Here is an 18,019-nt window from a genome sequence, read left to right as displayed (position 1 = left end):
CTTAAAGTCCTTGCTGCACGTCGGTTTGTTGTCCCTTCTTCTTGCGCTTTTTCTTCAACTGGTTGTTTAAAGGATCGTAATCTGCTTTTGCCAGTAACAGATCCATGAAAGTGGGTGATAATGTTTCCTGGGACTGGGGAACAGGGGTTATTTCCCTATCGTTTTTCCTTTCCCCGGATGCTATTTTCTCCTGTATGGCCAATCGCTCTTCCAGACTTCCGTTCTTCTGCGTATTCGCATAGGCAAAAGTTTCTTTCAACCCGCGCTCAAAACGAAACAACTGATCGAACAGCTTTTCCCCGGAATGCTTAAAGGCAGAACGGTTGAACTCTCCCATTCGCTTGGAATGCTTTTGATTTTTACCATCCGAGTTATTCATCGGACTGAGTTTGATTTTGTTGCTGATGTCTTTGCGGCTCACAATGATTTGAACATGTAACTGCTCCCCTTCCTTTCGTTCTCCTGCTTTTTTAAGCCCTTTTTTCACCGCTGCATCCTTATGAGAATAATACCGGTAGTTCTCGACTTTGCCGTACCACAGGAGGTCTTTATGACTTTGTATTCCGGGACGGTTAAAGTTCCTGGCATATTCGTCCATGACTTTGACTGCGTAGGCTTTCAGTACCTTTTTTACATCCTCTTCTTTATAAAGGGCTTTCAGGTGGGCAATCTCCTTCTGACTGGGGCTGACATTGATCAGGAAAAATTTAGCTTCATCCCTGCACAACTTGGCGATGTTTTGATCGATGCGGGATTTCACTTCATAAGATTCAATTTGCAGACCATCGCCGTTAAACCAAAGTTCAGGAGCTTTCTCCGCATCCAGCCTGTTTTCTTTATCCAGGTAATGCACCAACTGGCCGCTGCTGCCCGTATCTTTGCCCTTTTCACTATCGGTAATGTTGATGTGCATGACTTAGAGTTTAGCAACCAGTTTGCGTGTCTCCAGAATTAATTCTTCCTTTTCTTTAGCCGAAGTGGTGAAACTGAAGCTATCCCTGGCTTTGATGTAATTGTTCAGGATGTACATAAACTTCATCTTCAGGCTGCTTTTATCCTCCTGTCCTTCTTTCAGGCTCTTTATCAATTGGGCAGTCTCTGTAAAGTGCCTGACGATCCCCTGCTGACTCTGCAACAATTCCTTATTGGCTTTTAAGACCTGATCATTAAAGTATTTGACGATCTGATCCTGGTTGCTGATCATGCGGCTGACATCCTGCCTCATGGGAATGAGCAGGATTTTCTCCTGCGCTTTGATGAAACTGGTATAGGTATCGTGACTTTTGGCCAGCATCTTTTTCAGGAGTTCATCGCTGATGTCTGAAGGATCTTTGCTGGTCTTGTAGAAATAATCTACCATCTGATTAAATAATAGCAGTTTATTCCGCCCGAATTTCTCACTGAGCTTTTCGAGTTTTTGGTCTGTGGTCTTGGAAAATCTTATGGTCTTGTTGTTGTCTTCGTTCATGGCATTTCAGGATGTAGTATACCGGACGGTATACTATTTTATGCGTTTAGGATATGGACAGTGGCCTAAAGTATACCCGGAGTATACTTCTACCCCCGATTGCAGCGCAATGAGGGGGAAAAGTAGGGCCCTGCCCAACTTCCGCTTGCTCCTTTTCTGTAGGGAAAAGGACTTCAGATAGAAATGCAGGACAGTGCCACTTTACGAGGAAAGGGGGACTTTTAGGTGGGGCTGATATCCTGTGGCTCCATGCTGACCAGTCTTGGATAGCCTTTGAAATTCTGCTCCACGTTCAGATAAAATACGGTACCGAAACTAAGCCTGCCTACAGCTAAGTTTCCCAAGAGGAAATCATCCTCGGCATTTTTATATACCGAAAGGCTGATCAGTTGCCCGGACGGAAATACCGTAAAGAAGCAATTGATGGCGTTCCCATTTTTAGACCAGATCATAAAATCCAGGCGGGCATCGTAATTGCCTAATGGCACTTCTTCTTTCTTGTATGTGTAATTTCTTGGTTCAAGACCTGCATCCAATGCAGCATTAAACTGGAGTACGTTTGTGTTGTTTCCCATGGTTATTCATTTTATGGAAACAAAAGTGAAGAAATCAATAATGGGGGTTTAGGTAGTTGTGGGTAGTACTGAAAAATAAATAACGAAGAGTTTTGCTATATTCGATACCGTTAGCTCCATCAATCCAAATAACTAATTAACGCCATATGAGAATCTATTGTGATAGTAACGTTTTTAGAAAAGCAAAGAGAACCTCTAAGCAGTTTAATCAGGCTGTCTATAATACTTTGGAAGCATTGAACGAGCATTTCGTTTTTTTGTTTTCAGAAGCGCATCTTGCTGATCTTACTAAATCACAGGAGGATTACCGCAAAGAAGACTTGATCTTAATGGAACGTTATGTGAAGAACAACTACTTCTGCAGGGATCACATAAAAAAAGAAATCCAAATACTACTCGCTACACCAACAGAAGCATATGATTCAAAAGATTTTCAAGCTTCCGACGAATTTCTGGAAAACCCTTACGATTCTGTGAGTAAGATATTTGATTTTGAAGGAGGAGAAGAATACGGTAACCTGTTTAAATCAATATTTGACTTACCAATATTTCCCGCCAACGATATAAACGTTGAAACTGTGCAACCAGAACATCGAGAGTTATTGGAACAGTTCAAAGGCGTGAGAACAATAAATGATGCACTTAAGAAACTCCAAGGGCTAGGGCAAATGCTTGATAGCGACTCAGTATTTAATTATTAACTGCCTATGTTGACAGATCAGCCTATAGTTATGACGAGTGGGAATTTGAATTTGATGAAAAAATGAAGGATACTGCCTTTGGCAAGTCCTTCACAGAAATGGTCGATTTAACTATGGTGGAATCCGATAGAAATGATGAGTACACGAGTTTCATCAACACCTATGTCCAACTTGAATTTTTTGGTATCACTGAGGAAAGAACCGGAAAGAAAAATAAGCTAAAGAAAAATAGCCATTTAGATCTAAATAAGGATGCCGTCCATGCTTTCTTTGCAAGTAAAGCAGACTATTTTGTCACAGACGATATTGGCGTACAAACTAAGGCATTTATTGTATATAAGCTGTTTAATATACAAACGAAGGTTTTATCGGTTCAGGATTTTATTGCCAGATCCATGCTTTTGTTGAAAAACGAAGATACTATAGCTTCTTTTTACGGAGGACTTTCCTTTTCTCTAAAAAAAGGATTCATGATTAATCAATCTCTGCTGGATCAACGCCAGTTGATTAAACTGTTATATCCGGTATTCAATTATTACAACAGGATGCAGATTAATCAAAATGAACGTGGACAAAGTATACAGTTATTTAAATCTTACGAAATCAGCTATGGAATTATGTTTGCGGAAATCGCCCTCCTAATTTCTAAATGCGAAAGAGTATTCGGACGAGCTATCGATCTAAAAGATGAAGAGAAATTATCTGAATTTAAAGAATATGAGGACGGTGAATTTATCAGGACATGGAAACATAATGGTCTGGATATTACTTTGTCTTGGGAGAAAAACACGCTAGGACAATCTATTATAGTATTAACAATGTGGTTTTAATTTCAATTATTAAAGGCCTATGTCAAACGTTAAAAACCAGCACTACGTTCCTCGATTTTATTTGAAAGGGTTCTCCAATAATAAATTGAGGGTTTGGGCATTTGATAAAACAACTGCTAAATCTTTTCCATCCAATTCGGGAAACCTGGCAAGTGAAAACTACTTCTATGACCATAAAGAAATTGATGAAATATTTGGAGCCAAGTTCATTGAGAAATCATTAGGCGATATCGAAGATAGGATTGCACCATTGTTAACAAGATTACTGGACGACTTTGACAACAGAAAAGTTTTCAAAATAGATGAACAAACGAAAGCCCAGCTTTGTGAATACATGAGCATCCAGATTTTAAGAACAAAAGCAAAGTATACTTCAGATGTTTACACTGATGGAACAGACTTTGGTTGAAAAATCATGGCTTTCACAACAACAAGTTAAATCTCTAGGTTTTCAAATGGATCCAGAAAAAGCTAAATCATTACAGATTAGCCACATGCTACCGGGAAAAAATTTAAAAACAGAGCTGATTAACTGCCTAAGTGCGCATATCTGTCTTATTTACAAAAACACCACACAAACACCTTTTTATACTTCAGACCACCCCATTGCAAAAAGAGCACACATTATAGATTCTGTACGGTCATTCTCAGGATATAGTTCTGAAGGAATAGAGATATCCTTCCCCCTATCTTCAAAATACATTTTAGTACTTTGCGAGCGGTCTATGTTTCAGAATTATGAGCAATATGAAAATGAAGTTTTGATACTCAAAGATCCACAAAACATAATCTATTATAACTCCTTACAGGTAAGAGATTCTTATAGATATGTCTATTGCTCAGAAGACAATTTTGACCTGGCTAAAGAAATGGTGGAAACGCATAAGGAACTCGCAGATGTAAATAGAAAACGTAGTGAAATTGGATAATTTCAATTTGATTTTAAAAAGTTTCACAAGTCAAGTCCGATATTATTTCTTTCACCACTACAGAACTATACCGAATTCAAAATCATTTAAAGTTCGATTTTGCTTTTCTGTGTCAACTAATATGTAAGAGTTTAATCAAAACATCACAACCGAAAGAATGCTGCCCTTCTTTTCCAAGAAGGGCAAAAAACTAAGAAATGAGGAAATCCAGCGAAGGATTCCCTTTATAATTTAGCTATATTTTTCATAAGCTAAATCCAATTAAAAAAAGATCATTCATAACATCTAGCCCTGTGGACTTTAAACAAAAAAAATTAAACTAAATTCGCTATCCTAAATTAATCAACTCAAATGGATAAAATGAAAAGAGCCTTTAAAATCGCAGTCAAAGATGATTTGCTTTCCCTTAACGGTACAGAATTTGAAGACTTATGCTCAACCCTTTTAGAATTAATACTGAAGGAAACAGTAACCATTGAGGGGCAGAACCTCTATGCTAAACCTGTAAAATACACAGGTGATATGGCTAATGAATCATACAATATTATTGGACAGTGTGGAACAGATGAAAAATACTTTGATGATCCCTTTACCAAACCATTGTCCGATTTAAAAGGAGCTATTACAAATCATCCAAAATGCAAAGAGGTTTATCTATTTTCAAATAAAGTTGCTGTAACTAATCGGATTTCCACTTTAACTAAAACGGTTGAAGATCTAAAATTAGTCCAAATAGTACATTATTATGATTCTGATAAAATTGGAGATGTAATTTTCGAAAACCTAGGCTCTTATAAAATTCTAAAGATTTTGGCCTACCTTGTCAGAACTAACGACCTTTACCGCATTCTTCCTGATGCAAATAAGTTGCCTCAGCATAAGGGAGATTATTTTGTTCGAGAAGAAGAATCGAAGATATTGAAAAAGCTAGATGATGAAGACATCCTGCAAATTCATGGTTTAAGTGGTATTGGCAAGAGTGAAATCAGTATTAGCATTGCAGAAAGGCTGAGAGACGACTTTGATTATGTGTTTTTTATAGAAGGTGATTATGAGCAAAATTCTACTCTTAAATTTGAAGCGGTACGATTGTCAAAACATGACCACTTGATTAATCTAGCAACAAAACTTGAAAATTCACGCATTTTACTAGTTTTAGACAACTTTAATCAAAACATAAAACAGATTGCGAGAGAGTTCAATGGTTTAAATAAAAAAAAATCAAAATGCCTAATTACGTCTTTAGAAAGTTCGCTATCAAAAACACAAACTTTTCATTTAGGATATTTAGATAAAGTTCAAGCTGAAAAGATATTGAATAGTTGTAGTACTCCCCCTAGCAGTGAAGAACTAAATCACCTTATGAATTGCATAGGCGGCTATCCATTAATACTAAATATTCTGAAAGCAAATGTGGAAGATGGATCCTTTGATTGGAAAGATGTTATTTTAGAGGTTGATAAAGTACACGGGCTAAGTGATCCTGATATGATCAATAAAAGCATAGCTAATAGAATAATAGGTTTCGTAAGTGAGAAATTTAAGAAGCAACTTGCATTTATCAAATATATTGAACCAAAGAACAGAAAGATAAATAAGAACTTCATCAGGTTTATGTTGGGTAGGCTCCCGCTATCGGATTTTGAGAAGTCCTCATTGATTACTATTCAAGATTCTATATATTATGACATACATCAAATTGTACTCGATTCTATCAACCATACAACTGAGACTGAACCCTTCCTCTCCGAATTCGAAGAGGAATTAGTGGTTTTTCTTAATGAACAACATCAAAAAAAAGGTTTTGATTTCTATAGCTTCATGTTTAACCATAGAAGTTTCTTAGAACAACAACTAAATCATACACGAGGTAGATTGAAGAAATCAATTCTATATTCTCTGATTCAATCGAATGACATAAACACCTCAACAGAAAAAATCATTTCTAAGATAAAGGCGATAGAAACAAATAAGGTAGACTTCATCGACATTCTACTTCTTATAGAGCGGTATGAACTAGAACTTTATTTAATCACTGACAGCGTCGAAAGAGAGAAAACAGCACTTGTTCAAATCAATGATCTAAAGCAAATTCTGATGAATATCGAAGATACCCAATCTAAAATTGCGTTACAACATCATATTGGTAAAATTTATAGTAAAATAAACCAAGATGACCTAGCTCTTGATTTTTTCGATAAAGTACTTAAAAGTGACCCATCTGCGGACTATGCTATTCTGCAGATAACCAAGATCCATGCGAAAGCCAAAAACATTGCGGAAGTTAAAAAGAACATTAGATTTATTTTCGACAGTGATGAAATACGTAGAAATGGTTCAATTACGGTATTATTAGCTTTCTACAGCTTTATTTCCGACAGTAGGTATTCTGAGCTAAAAAAAGAGCACATAGACGATAGAATTGAAGATTTCGTAATCGAGGTTAAGCGATGCTTAGACGACAAATTCGATCAACCGTATGAACTAATAAGTAAATTATCTAGCTCTTTATGTTACGCCTTCCCATCACAGTTTAAAGACCTTGTCGACAGTCTTCCTGAGCCTTCCAATGTAGATACAAATGATAAATTAAGATTCAACTATGCCAAAATTTTGTCTGAGTATTTTAAACTTCTTTCCACCAATTATCACGAAATAGACAGGATCGACAAGTTGACCGAAACAAAACAAAAAGGAATTAGCTATTTCAAATCTCTAGATTTGACTCCATTTTCTAGGCGCGAAGCTGCTAAATTTTATTTATTAATCGGGGACTTTCAAGGAGCCTTAAGTCTTTCAAAAGATTTCGATTTTAATGATCCGTTTCAGTATCAAACTTTATGTAAAATACAACGCGGTTTAACTAATTATGATAAAGCTTTAATTGCGATTGACGAAGCTATAAAAATGGGGGAAAACAACAAATTACAAGATTTTTTTCTAGCTGCGTTTTACAATGATAAGGCCGAAACCGAAAATAGTCTGCAAATAACCAATTGTCTAGATTCGTTGGCACGTTCAATTGAACTCCAAACTAATTTGAAGGAAAAACAGCTTTGGAAGATAAAACTTGAGAGTTGGAAAAATAATTATCATTAGTCTAATATGCTCTTAGACGAATCATTCCAACTGAATCAGATTAAATTGCAAAGTATTAATAGAAAGGGCTCTAAATTTTCACCACTACTGAACAATACTGAATCTAGTATCATTTAAAATTCCATTTTGCTCTTTCATGCTATTGGATATGGAAGAGTATACTCAAAACATCACAACTGAAAGAATACTGCCCTTCTTGGAAAAGAAGGGCAAAAAACTGAGCGACGATGAGGCTGCACTCATCAAAGATCTCCTGTATAATTTGGCCATTATCTTCTGTAAACAATTTCCGGAGCTATGAAAAAGGCCATTCTATATATTCGGGTAAGTACTGAAGAGCAGGCAGACAAAGGGTATTCCCAGCGTAACCAGGCTGAAGCGTTGCAGAACTACTGTCATGCTAAATCCATCCTCATCCTGGATCTCATCTACGAAGATTATTCAGCAAAAACCTTCAAACGCCCAGCCTGGACTAAATTATTGACCCAGCTCAAAAAAAACAGTAAATCCAACCAACCAGATTTAATTCTATTCACCAAATGGGACAGGTTCAGTCGGAATGCAGCGGATGCCTATCAAATGATCTCTATTCTGCGAAAACTTCAGGTAGAACCTCAAGCTACTGAACAACCTTTGGATATCAGTATACCGGAAAACAAACTCATGTTGGCCATCTATCTGGCGACCCCCGAGGTAGAAAACGATAGAAGAGCCTTAAATGTATTTTATGGAATGAGAAGGGCAAAAAAAGAAGGCCGATGGATGGCTAGCGCCCCAATTGGCTATATCAATAGGACAACGGAAACCGGCCGCAAATACATTCGTCCCAATGAACCTTATGCTTCTATCATACGCAAGTCCTTCATAGAATTGGCAAAAGGAAAACTAGCTGTAGACCAGGTCTGGAAACAAGCAAGACTGGAAGGTCTGAAATGCGGGAGAAGAAATTTCGCTAAGCTCATCCGAAATCCAGCATACTGCGGAAAAATAGTAATTCCTGAACTCAAGGACGAAGCTGCACATACAGTTACTGGACAGCATGAACCGATCATTAGCAGTATAGTCTTTGATAAGGTACAGGCAATTTTAGAGAAACGAAAGCCGGCTAAAGGAACGACTTTCACGTTGCCGGATCAATTCTTTCTACGTGGTTTTTTAAAATGTCCCAATTGCAAGCGGATGCTGACCGCCAGTGCTTCTAAAAGTTCAACGGGAAGTCATTACACTTATTATCATTGCAACTCGAAATGTAGGATTAGATTCCCAGCATTAGATGTTAATGAAGCTTTTATCAACTTGCTACTGAAACTCGTTCCAGAACCCAGCTACAAAAGCCTTTTCAAGGAAATTGCCAAAGATGTTTTTAAACAAGCTATTAAATCAAGGCAAATGATTCGAACCCAAACATTTTCAAAATTAGAATCTTTCCGTTTAAAGCTTAGAAAGATCAAAGACTCATATATTGAACAGGAACTAGGCTTAAAAGATTACCTCGAACTCAAATCTGAAGTTGAAGAGAAAATAAGCGCACTGGAAACCCAGATGGAATCCCTACCCGACCTTGAGCAATCCATTACCAGAATTCTGAATCAGCAGGAAAAGAGCTTTTTAAACTTGAAAACTCTTTTCACGAAGAGCAGCATTGAAGACAAAAGACAAATCATCCAACTGATATTTGGCCAGCAAATGCACTACATCGATCAACAATTCGGCTATAGCTTAACAATACCTGCAAAACACATTTTCAAAGACCCGGTAAAATGATCCCGTTTTAACGGCTTCAATGTGGATAAAAACACAAAGAAAAATCTGGCTACTGCACTTGAAATTGCTTAAATTAATGTATTTCAAATCCAATCAGATATGAGTAGTACAGCAGTTTTATATGTGCGCGTCAGTACAGATGAGCAAGCCGAAAAAGGCTTTTCCCAACGCAATCAGGAAGAAGTGCTCAGAAGATATTGTGAAATCAAATCCATACTAATTGCCCAGGTCTATTACGAAGACCATTCCGCCAAAACATTTAACCGTCCGGTATGGAACAAACTTTTGGTAGATCTGCGCAGAAGTAAAGGCCAAACAGATCTGGTACTTTTTACCAAATGGGACAGGTTCAGCCGCAATACCGGGGATGCCTACCACATGATCAATATGCTTCGTAAGTTTCACGCGGATCCGCAAGCGATTGAACAGCCATTGGATCTAGCCGTACCGGAAAACAAAATGATGCTCGCTTTTTATCTGGCAGCCCCTGAAGTGGAAAACGACAGACGCGCAATCAATGTATTTGAAGGGATGCGAAGAGCTAGAAAAGAAGGTCGATGGATGGCTTCAGCACCTATGGGTTATATCAACCTAAGTACTGAAACTGGCAATAAATACATTGCCCCAAAACAACCCCTTGCCGGACTCATCCAATGGGCTTTTCAGGAAGCTGCTTCTGGTAAATATGCCATTGATCAGGTCTGGAAACAGGCAAAAGAAAAAGGGCTTAAAGTGGGAAGGAATCACTTCCGTAACATCATGCAGAACCCGGTCTATTGCGGTAAAATCGTCATTAACAAACACAAGGATGAAGAAGAGTACTGGGCACAGGGGAAACACGAGCCGTTGATTTCTGATGCTTTATTTTTTCAGGTACAAGAAGTCATGGAAGGAAAGAAAAGAGATCTGGGCCCTACAACCGTAGTGTCTATGGACAATCTTCCATTAAGAGGCTTTTTAAAATGCTCTAAATGTAACAGAATGCTCACTGGAAGTGCCTCCAAAGGAAGAATGGGAACTTACTATTCCTATTACCATTGCAGCTCATCTTGTGGCGTGCGTTATAAGGCTGTAGAAGCTAATAAATTATTTGAGGAAGAACTAAGCAAGGTAACCGTCAGAGAGGGAATGGCAGACTTCTACATTCACAGTTTACATGAAGCTTTTAAAGAACGTTACGACGACGGGCAGGAAAGTCAACGCTCACTGCTCAATAAAATTAAGGCACAGAACACCCGTATTTCAGAAGCCAGAGATTTATTGATGTCCGGATCTTTTTCAGGAAATGACTTTCATGCGGTTAAATTAGCTTGCGAAAAAGAGATCAGGTTGCTGGAATCAAAGCTTCCATTGGTCTCCATGCAGGCTAAGAAAGTGGAAAACAACCTTACTGTACTATTCTCGAACCTAAAATCTGCGCTGGAGACCTATAGAACGCAGAATATGGAGGGTAAGCGTAGGCTGATAAGTTCGATGTACCCCCAAAATCTCGTATTTGACGGATCACAACATCGAACTTCCAGATCGAACGAAATTGCATCGAATATCACACTGATTACCAAGAAGTTAAAGGGTAAAAAAAAGTGGTCAAAATCTGAATTTTCAGACTTGACCACTTGGGTGGGCCATGATGGGCTCGAACCATCGACCAAAAGATTATGAGTCTTCTACTCTAACCAACTGAGCTAATGGCCCTGTAAAATCTGTTTGATTTTGCGAGTGCAATGTTACATATTTACATTCAAATTTGAAACACTTTTATGCAAAAAATTAAAAATATTATATTCGATTACGGCAATGTTATTTTCGAGATAGACTTCAATAAGACTCAAAACGCTCTATTACAACTTGGTATTATAAACAGTACAGAATTTTTCGCCCACAAAAGTCACCACAACCTTTTCAGCGATTTTGAAACGGCAGCAATTACTCCAGCTCAATTTAGAGACGGAATACGTCATGCCGCACAAAATAATAAGCTTACAGATGAAGAAATTGACGCCGCCTGGAACAGTTTATTAATCGGCGTGCCACCCGGAATTCACGAGGTGCTGCTTAAACTAAAACAAAAATACCGCACCTTTTTATTGAGTAATAACAATGTGACCCATTACAAATACATAGTTGACTATTTAAAAAGAGAATATGGCATGAACGACAATAGTGAGCTGTTTGAAAAGGCTTATTATTCTCAGGACATGTTTTTACGCAAGCCCAACGTAGAAATATTTGAACAGGTGATTGCTGAGAATGATCTGGATCCGGCAGAGACGCTATTTATTGACGACAGTCCGCAACACATAGCAGGGGCTAAATTGGCGGGCCTGAATACCCTGTTAATGACCAAACATCCTAAGGATCTTGAACAGGTGCTGATAGAGAACGGCATACGCTAACGAAAAAAGGTTCCCTTCTTCACATCGAGCAGGGAACCTTTTTTATAGATCTTAATTTTTCAACTATATCTTTCTCCGTTTTTTCTCTTTGATGATCAAACCAAGCTCCCTGCTTGTAGCCCCGGCAATAGAAGTATTTTCCTGTGCTCTCCTAAATAAATATGGCATTACCGCTTTGATTGGACCATAAGGGACATATTTCGTGACATTATAGCCCGAGTCAGACAGGTTGAAGCTCAGGTTATCACTCATGCCCAATAATTGGGCAAAATAAACGTGCGGGTGGTTATGGTCCACTTTACACTCATCCAGCAATTGGGCCAGTATCCGGCAACTCTCTTCGTTATGCGTACCGCACACGATAGCAATCTCATCAATATGAGCCATGCAATATCGTAACGATTCATTGTAATCACGATCAGATGAAGCTTTATCAGGCTGTATTGGTGAAGGATAGCCCATTTCCTCAGCCCTTTTACGCTCTTTCTCCATATAAGCGCCACGTACCATTTTTACACCTAAAATAAACCCTGTTGCTTTGGCAATCAAATGGTCCGCTTTCAGATCGGCTAGTTTATCGTGACGATACATTTGGTAAGTATTGTATACAATAATGCTTTCTTTATTAAATAAACGCATCATATCCATGGCCAGCTCATCAATGGTATCCTGGATCCAGGTTTCCTCTGCATCAATCATAATTGGTACATGATTATCGAACGCAGCCCTGCAAATTTTTTCACAACGTTGTTTCACTTTTGCATATTCCGCAGTTTCAGCATCAGAAAGTATTTTTTTAGCATCCAGTTTCTCCAGCAATCCAAAACGACCAATCCCTGTAACCTTAAATACAGTAATTGGAATGCGTTTATCACCTGCAGCACGCTCAATGGTTCTGATGATTTCTTCGCAGGTAAAATCAAATACGGTTTCCTCCTCTTCCCCTTCTACAGAATAATCTAAAATGGTACCAACATTACCCAATGCCAACTGTTGAATGGTGTGTTCACATTCAGTAATCGTTTCCCCTCCACAAAAATGTTTAAAAATTGTGGCCTTGATAATCCCTTTAATAGGCATACCGATATTCAGGAAAAAATTGGTAATTGGCGGACCGACTTGAGTTAAAAAATTACTGCTAATGATCTTAAAAAGCCAGTAAGCTGAATTTAATTCGCCATTAGATTTATTGCGAAAAGCAATTTCAGTATCATCGAAATTCAATGATTTTTTGGGGGAAATGTCCATTTATAAATAACAGTTAGTAATGTTGCATGCAAAAGTATAAATTCCCTTGCGATTGGTGGTAAAACACTTTATAAATAATTGTAAGTTTGCTGTATAATGATAGAATTCAAATTAGAAGGTGAATTTATTCCCCTGATTCAGTTGCTAAAAGCAACTGCACTGGTACAAAGCGGCGGCGAAGCGCAGACCGTTGTTGAAGATGGCTTGATTAAATACAATGGCAAAGTCGACTACCGTAAAAGATTAAAAGTTCGGGTTGGCGACGTGATTGATTTTATGGGACAAAAAATAAAAGTAATTTAATGAACAAATTAGATAGTGCCGGACATGCGATCCATTTTGAAACTCGCTTAGGTCCATTAATGGAAATCATCGAATCCGGACAGTACAGCAAAATTTTTGTATTTGCCGACCGCAATACCTCGGAATACTGCTTGCCTTTATTTCAGGAAATGCTGGATGATTTCAACGGCTTTGATCTGATTGAAACCGATCCGGGAGAAGAAAACAAAAACATTGATTTCTGTATTGGCATCTGGAAAACGTTACTTGATTTTGGCGCCGACCGCAAATGCCTGATGATCAACCTTGGTGGTGGTGTAATCACAGATATGGGCGGCTTTGTCGCTTCTACCTATAAAAGAGGCATTGATTTCATCAATATCCCGACCACTTTATTGTCTCAGGTAGATGCTTCTGTTGGTGGAAAAACCGGAATTGATATTGACAGTGTAAAAAACATGGTCGGTACATTCTCCTTGCCACAAGCAGTATTTATTGAAACTGCCTTTTTAAAAACCGTACCGGAAAGGGAGCTGTTATCAGGTTTCGCTGAAATGATTAAACATGGTTTAATTGTAGACAGCAACTACTATCATGCGCTAAAGTCATGTAATTACCTGGAAATGGACCCCAAAGCGATATACGATTCTGTAGTCATAAAAAATGATGTGGTTACAGAAGATCCGCAGGAAAAAGGCTTAAGGAAAATACTTAATTATGGACATACCATTGGCCACGCTGTAGAAACTTATGCCCTGGTCAATGACGCAAGCCCTTTAACCCATGGTGAGGCCATCGCTATCGGAATGATCTGTGAGGCTTACCTTTCGGTAAAAAACAACACACTGACCGAAGCTGATCTGGAAGACCTGACTACTTATATGGCAAACCTCTACCCTGCTTATCATTTGAAAACAGAAAGCTTCACTGAACTTTTAGCACTGATGCAAAGTGATAAAAAGAATGAAAACGGACAGATCATGTTCTCCCTGTTAAGTCGTATCGGAAAATGTGATTTCAACTGCCGCGTAACGGAAAGTGACATTTTAGAGAGCTTTGATTATTACAACAACATCCAGAGAAATTAATAATCTGGCTATTATTTTGACAGTGAATGGCTAAGCATTAGTCAACAAAAAAATATTTTTTTAAATTAGCTATTGACAAATTAAATTTTGTTAGTACATTTGGCAAAAGAAAAATAAAAAATGCTGGCTTTCAGCATTTGAAAAACAAAAAGATGAAGAACGTTACAACATATTGGTTTGGTTACTTTTACTACTTTAGTAAGAGCCGGGACTGATATGCAAATAAAATCATAAAGATATAATGTATATAGAAAGTCCCGGCCTAAAGCCGGGACTTTTTTTTGTTTAAGCCAAAACCGACCAGTAAAAAAGAAAATATAATCACACATGAAGACAAAAGTACCACGCGTAGCGATTCAGGGCATTAAAGCATCTTTCCACGAAGAAGCAGCATTCAAATTCTTTGGTAAAGATATTGAAACCGTGGAGTGCAACTCTTTTAAAGAGACCTGTGAAAATATGCAAAATGGCAAATCTGACTTTGTGATTATGGCCATCGAAAACTCAATTGCCGGTAGCCTTTTACCAAACTATACTTTAATCCGGGAATACAACTTCGCGGTTGTTGGAGAAGTTTACATACCCATTCAATTGAACCTGATGGCCTTACCTGGCGTCAAGTTTGAAGATATAAAATATGCAATCTCCCATCCTATTGCCATCCGTCAGTGTGTAGACTTCTTTTACGACTATCCGCAGATTCAGGTCATCGAAGCGAATGATACCGCTGCTTGTGCGAAAAGAATCAGCGATGAGCAATTGAAAGATACAGTCGCTATCGCCAATACACTAGCTGCCGAACTTTATGGATTGAATATCATTGAACGCAGGATCGAATCAAACAAAAAGAATTATACCCGCTTTTTAATCTTGAAAAGTGACAAAAAAGAAGAGTTGAAAGAAATTAATAAAGCCTCCATCTGTTTCCAGGTTGGAAACTATGTAGGTGCACTGTCAAAAGTGCTGAACATCTTTGCAGAACAAGAAGTCAACTTAACCAAAATCCAGAGTATGCCTGTTCTGGGTAAAAGAAACGACTATTACTTTTATGTAGATATGGAGTGGAAAAATACGGAACAATACGACAAAGCAATCCGTCAGGCCCTCAAATACACTGTAAACTTTAACATCATGGGCGAGTATTTAAAAAACGACAAAGTTTAAACCTACAGCCTTCGTAAAATAACACTAAAATTTAACACCCCAAACCCCAAACAATGAAATTACAATTAAACATTCAGCCGCTAAACACCTGGTTAAACACCAACAACGAACCTTTGATCATTTCTGGTCCTTGCAGCGCTGAAACTGAAGAACAACTGTTAACAACAGCACATTTATTAGCAGCAACTGGAAAAGTATCTGTTTTAAGAGCAGGAATATGGAAGCCACGTACCCGTCCAGGAGAATTTGAAGGTATCGGAAGCATCGGATTAGAATGGCTAAAAAAAGCTAAAGCTGAAACAGGATTACCTACAGCAGTGGAAGTAGCCAATGCGAAACATGTTGAAGAAGCCCTGGCAGCAGGTGTGGATATCTTATGGATTGGCGCACGCTCAACAGTAAACCCCTTTACCGTTCAGGAAATTGCTGATGCCTTAAAAGGTGTTGACATCCCTGTATTGGTAAAAAATCCGGTAAACCCTGATCTTCAATTGTGGATCGGTGCTTTAGAGCGCATCAACAACGCAGGTATTACTAAATTAGGTGCCATTCACCGTGGATTCTCTTCTTTTGAGAAAAGCTCTTTCCGCAACGAACCGATGTGGGAACTCGCCATCCAGTTGAAAACATTGTGCCCTGATCTTCCAATCATCAACGATCCAAGTCACATTTGCGGTAACCGTGAGTTGATCCCTTACATTTCTCAAAAAGCGTTAGACTTAGACATGCAAGGTTTAATGATCGAATCACATGTTGACCCTTCTGTAGCCTGGACTGATGCCAAACAACAAGTTACACCTGCAGCTTTAGCTGAACTGGCTGACCGTTTGACTGTGCGTGAACCGGAATCTAAAAACGAAGCGTTTACTGATCAATTGGCTGACCTACGTAAACAAATTGACAAAATTGACGATTTGTTATTGCAAAAATTAGGTGAGCGTATGACTATCGTTGGTAAAATCGGTGAATTTAAACGCGATAACCAGGTAACCATTTTACAGGTGAACCGTTGGGATGCCATTGTAAAAAAAGGTGCTTCTTTTGCTAAAGCGCTAAAATTAGATCTGAACTTTACAGAGAAATTCCTGGAACTGGTGCATGGCGAGTCTATCCGCAAACAAACTGAAATTATGAATGCGGGTAAAGCAGAAAAAGGAATCGCTGCAGAAGCACATACAGAAGTTAAGTCGTAATAAATGGGTAAGAACGCGCTTGTTTCTTTCAAAGGAAGCAGACAAATTGATACAGAAATCACGCTTACAGGCTCTAAGAGCGAATGTAACCGTGCGTTAATTATCAGCGCCCTGAGCAAGGGGCTGGTAAAGGTAGACAACATGTCTAATGCTGCCGACACAGTTACCCTACATCATATTTTAAACCACATCTCCTCAAACGATCCACATCAGCAAGTTGTTGATGTGGGTCCGGCGGGAACCGCAATGCGTTTCCTAACAGCTTATTTATCTGCCTTGCCAGGTGATTTTTTGCTGACAGGCACGGAGCGTATGAAACAACGCCCTATCGGTATCCTGGCAGAGGCGCTGAAAACCCTGGGTGCAGAATTAAGCTATGCTGAGGCAGAAGGTTTTCCACCCCTCCTCATTAAAGGGCCTTTACATCAAAAAACAACTGATGTACATATCAAAGGCGATGTCAGCAGCCAATATATTTCCGCTTTATTGATGATTGCTGCGACATTAAATCAAGGGTTGACTTTACACATCACTGATGAGCTGACTTCAGTTCCTTATGTGAAAATGACATTAGATATGCTACTTGAGGCAGGTATTGAACACACCTGGACCGGGAATAGCATTGCTATAAAAGCTCAGAACTTTAAACCTGCAACATTAGTCGTTGAACCAGACTGGAGCGCCGCTTCTTATTGGTACAGCATAGCGGCTTTGGCCGAAGTAGCCAACATTAGCTTACCTTATTTAAAGGAAAAAAGCCTCCAAGGCGATAGCCGCATCAGGGAGATCATGATTCCATTTGGCGTCCGCACTTCCCAAACACCCAATGGTATCGCCTTAAAGACGGGTACCTCAACGACAATCGACGAAGTTTTAAATTTAAAAGATTGCCCGGATTTGGCGCAAACCATTATTGTCTGTGCTGCAGCAAAAGGATTAAATCTTTCTTTTACCGGTCTGGAGACTTTAAAAATCAAAGAAACTGATCGGGTGAAAGCTTTACAGAATGAATTGGCTAAAATTGGTGTAACTTTAACGGAACAGAATCTGGTTTACACTTTAAACTGTGATGACCTGTGTTTTCCGGAAAAGGTTTCTTTCCGTACCTATGAAGATCACCGTATGGCGATGGCTTTTGCACCTTTAAGTCTTTTTATCAAAGAAATAGAGATGGAAGATTACCAGGTTGTGGACAAGTCGTATCCGGATTATTGGAAAGATCTGGAAAAAGCAGGATTTGAAATCCGGGAAATTTAATTGTAAATCTAAAATCGTAATCGTA

At 38.6% G+C, this 18,019-nt stretch carries 17 protein-coding genes and 1 tRNA gene; 13 read left to right on the top strand and 5 right to left on the bottom strand.

Features of this window, described 5'->3' with window-relative positions; translation table 11 throughout:
* Position 1: 1 nt before the first annotated feature.
* The 3 genes from IM797_RS11520 to IM797_RS11510 form a co-directional block, all read right to left on the bottom strand.
* Positions 2-913 carry a DUF5712 family protein gene (locus IM797_RS11520; RefSeq protein WP_194127281.1) on the bottom strand — a complete coding sequence of 304 codons (912 nt, stop codon included), beginning with the start codon at positions 911-913 and terminating at the stop codon, positions 2-4.
* 3 nt (positions 914-916) lie between these two features.
* The gene (locus IM797_RS11515; protein ID WP_194127280.1) at positions 917-1,468 is read right to left on the bottom strand and encodes a BfmA/BtgA family mobilization protein; all 552 of its coding nucleotides are present in this window, start codon (positions 1,466-1,468) and stop codon (positions 917-919) included.
* 221 nt (positions 1,469-1,689) lie between these two features.
* A complete protein-coding gene (locus IM797_RS11510; protein WP_194127279.1) occupies positions 1,690-2,043 on the bottom strand; it encodes a hypothetical protein in 354 nt (117 codons plus the stop codon).
* Between the two features lie 146 nt (positions 2,044-2,189).
* Here IM797_RS11510 and IM797_RS11505 point away from each other — a divergent pair, with 146 nt between their 5' ends.
* The 7 genes from IM797_RS11505 to IM797_RS11475 all read left to right on the top strand — a co-directional run bounded on the left by IM797_RS11505 (position 2,190) and on the right by IM797_RS11475 (position 11,028).
* Entirely contained in the window at positions 2,190-2,744 is a 555-nt protein-coding gene (locus IM797_RS11505) for a hypothetical protein (protein ID WP_194127278.1), read from the top strand.
* Between the two features lie 62 nt (positions 2,745-2,806).
* Positions 2,807-3,574 carry a hypothetical protein gene (locus tag IM797_RS11500; protein ID WP_194127277.1) on the top strand — a complete coding sequence of 256 codons (768 nt, stop codon included), beginning with the start codon at positions 2,807-2,809 and terminating at the stop codon, positions 3,572-3,574.
* A 19-nt stretch (positions 3,575-3,593) separates the two neighbouring features.
* Positions 3,594-3,983 carry a DUF4238 domain-containing protein gene (locus IM797_RS28515; RefSeq protein WP_194127276.1) on the top strand — a complete coding sequence of 130 codons (390 nt, stop codon included), beginning with the start codon at positions 3,594-3,596 and terminating at the stop codon, positions 3,981-3,983.
* A complete protein-coding gene (locus tag IM797_RS28510; RefSeq protein WP_194127275.1) occupies positions 3,952-4,503 on the top strand; it encodes a DUF4238 domain-containing protein in 552 nt (183 codons plus the stop codon). Before IM797_RS28515 ends, IM797_RS28510 begins: the two co-directional genes overlap by 32 nt.
* Positions 4,504-4,854: 351 nt before the next feature.
* The gene (locus tag IM797_RS11485) at positions 4,855-7,602 is read left to right on the top strand and encodes a hypothetical protein (RefSeq protein WP_194127274.1); all 2,748 of its coding nucleotides are present in this window, start codon (positions 4,855-4,857) and stop codon (positions 7,600-7,602) included.
* A gap of 297 nt (positions 7,603-7,899) precedes the next feature.
* Positions 7,900-9,366 (top strand): recombinase family protein, encoded by a 1,467-nt coding sequence (locus tag IM797_RS11480; protein ID WP_194127273.1) that lies wholly within the window; start codon positions 7,900-7,902, stop codon positions 9,364-9,366.
* 99 nt (positions 9,367-9,465) lie between these two features.
* On the top strand, positions 9,466-11,028 hold the full coding sequence (locus IM797_RS11475; RefSeq protein ID WP_194127626.1) for a recombinase family protein: 1,563 nt from the start codon (positions 9,466-9,468) through the stop codon (positions 11,026-11,028).
* Here IM797_RS11475 and IM797_RS11470 read toward each other — a convergent pair.
* Positions 10,988-11,061, bottom strand: a tRNA-Ile gene (locus IM797_RS11470). The two genes, IM797_RS11475 and IM797_RS11470, sit on opposite strands and share 41 nt — an antisense overlap.
* Before the next feature lie 65 nt (positions 11,062-11,126).
* Here IM797_RS11470 and IM797_RS11465 point away from each other — a divergent pair.
* A complete protein-coding gene (locus tag IM797_RS11465; RefSeq protein ID WP_194127272.1) occupies positions 11,127-11,762 on the top strand; it encodes an HAD family phosphatase in 636 nt (211 codons plus the stop codon).
* 63 nt (positions 11,763-11,825) lie between these two features.
* On the opposite strand, the gene IM797_RS11460 is transcribed toward IM797_RS11465, so the two are convergent.
* Positions 11,826-13,010 carry a proline dehydrogenase family protein gene (locus IM797_RS11460; RefSeq protein WP_194127271.1) on the bottom strand — a complete coding sequence of 395 codons (1,185 nt, stop codon included), beginning with the start codon at positions 13,008-13,010 and terminating at the stop codon, positions 11,826-11,828.
* Positions 13,011-13,106: 96 nt separating this feature from the next.
* Here IM797_RS11460 and IM797_RS11455 point away from each other — a divergent pair, with 96 nt between their 5' ends.
* From IM797_RS11455 to IM797_RS11435, 5 genes are all read left to right on the top strand, one after another.
* Positions 13,107-13,313, top strand: a complete 207-nt coding sequence (locus IM797_RS11455; RefSeq protein WP_194127270.1) for an RNA-binding S4 domain-containing protein — start codon at positions 13,107-13,109, stop codon at positions 13,311-13,313.
* A complete protein-coding gene (gene aroB / locus IM797_RS11450) occupies positions 13,313-14,380 on the top strand; it encodes a 3-dehydroquinate synthase (protein ID WP_194127269.1) in 1,068 nt (355 codons plus the stop codon). The genes IM797_RS11455 and aroB overlap by 1 nt, the downstream gene beginning before the upstream one ends.
* A 327-nt stretch (positions 14,381-14,707) precedes the next feature.
* Complete coding sequence (locus tag IM797_RS11445; RefSeq protein WP_194127268.1) at positions 14,708-15,544, top strand: prephenate dehydratase; 837 nt, start codon at positions 14,708-14,710, stop codon at positions 15,542-15,544.
* Between the two features lie 53 nt (positions 15,545-15,597).
* On the top strand, positions 15,598-16,737 hold the full coding sequence (locus IM797_RS11440) for a chorismate mutase (RefSeq protein WP_194127267.1): 1,140 nt from the start codon (positions 15,598-15,600) through the stop codon (positions 16,735-16,737).
* Positions 16,738-16,740: 3 nt separating this feature from the next.
* The gene (locus tag IM797_RS11435) at positions 16,741-17,994 is read left to right on the top strand and encodes a 3-phosphoshikimate 1-carboxyvinyltransferase (RefSeq protein WP_194127266.1); all 1,254 of its coding nucleotides are present in this window, start codon (positions 16,741-16,743) and stop codon (positions 17,992-17,994) included.
* The last annotated feature ends 25 nt before the right edge of the window (positions 17,995-18,019 follow it).

It is taken from the genome of Pedobacter sp. MC2016-24 (genome assembly GCF_015223055.1).
Taxonomy (GTDB): domain Bacteria; phylum Bacteroidota; class Bacteroidia; order Sphingobacteriales; family Sphingobacteriaceae; genus Pedobacter.
Note: the sequence above shows the minus strand (reverse complement) of the source record. Positions and strands in the feature narration are given on the sequence as shown.